At 48.7% G+C, this 766-nt stretch carries 1 protein-coding gene; it reads right to left on the reverse strand.

What is annotated here, in order from left to right:
* A partial coding sequence (locus AC1DS3_RS39200) for a glycosyltransferase family 2 protein (RefSeq protein ID WP_477129439.1) occupies positions 1-754 on the reverse strand: 754 nt, incomplete at its 3' end.
* Positions 755-766 lie beyond the last annotated feature (12 nt).

The raw sequence follows: 766 nt of genomic DNA on the forward strand, positions 1-766 counted from the left end.
GCTTAGGCTGAGCATATCCCAACGGCGAATAAAGTGCTTTTAGCCGTTGAAAAAACGGCACCTCTGCTTGGCACCATTTTGGCGGACGTGGGTTATTTTCACAGTTCCCGATCACTTTTGGCGCAACATAACTCCTTACCCCCTTCTTTCTGGCACGGAGTCCATAATCGTAGTCACCAATAGCATGCGTGAAACATTCGTCGATTGATCCTACGCTTTCGTAGACATATCGCGGTATTAGCACACAATTTCCGCTAATAATCTCGCATTCGGCGAGTTCACCGGCGGGCTGGTGGTATTCGGACGCTTCACGCATCTTTCCACCATACGTCACTATCCCAGTCTTTTCTGAGACAACTGCGGAACAAATAATAGATCTATTATCCGTTTTTCTCGCTGCAGATAATAGAACGCTCAGTGAATCTTCAAAAATAAGGGTGTCATCGTTTAGCCACAAGTAATAATCATAATCATTACTTGCCGCCCTACTCCAAGCCAAGCGCATCCCGCCGGCCCAGTACAAGTCGCCCGATCCCTCTATGACATGAACTGGCGGAAAAATGTCTCGGACCATGTCACCAGTCCCGTCACTAGAACCGTCATCGACAAGGAACACATCTAAAGTCACTCCCGCCGGCAATTGGCATCCCATGAGGCGACGCAATGATGATAGGGTCCTCTCTTTTCGATTATGACAAGTCATCAGAACCGCTATCCTATCCTCAGGCAGCATCGACGTACCTCCGGTAAGCATTCCTTCCCCTCT

The sequence above is a fragment of the Cupriavidus sp. 01L46 genome (genome assembly GCF_056399905.1).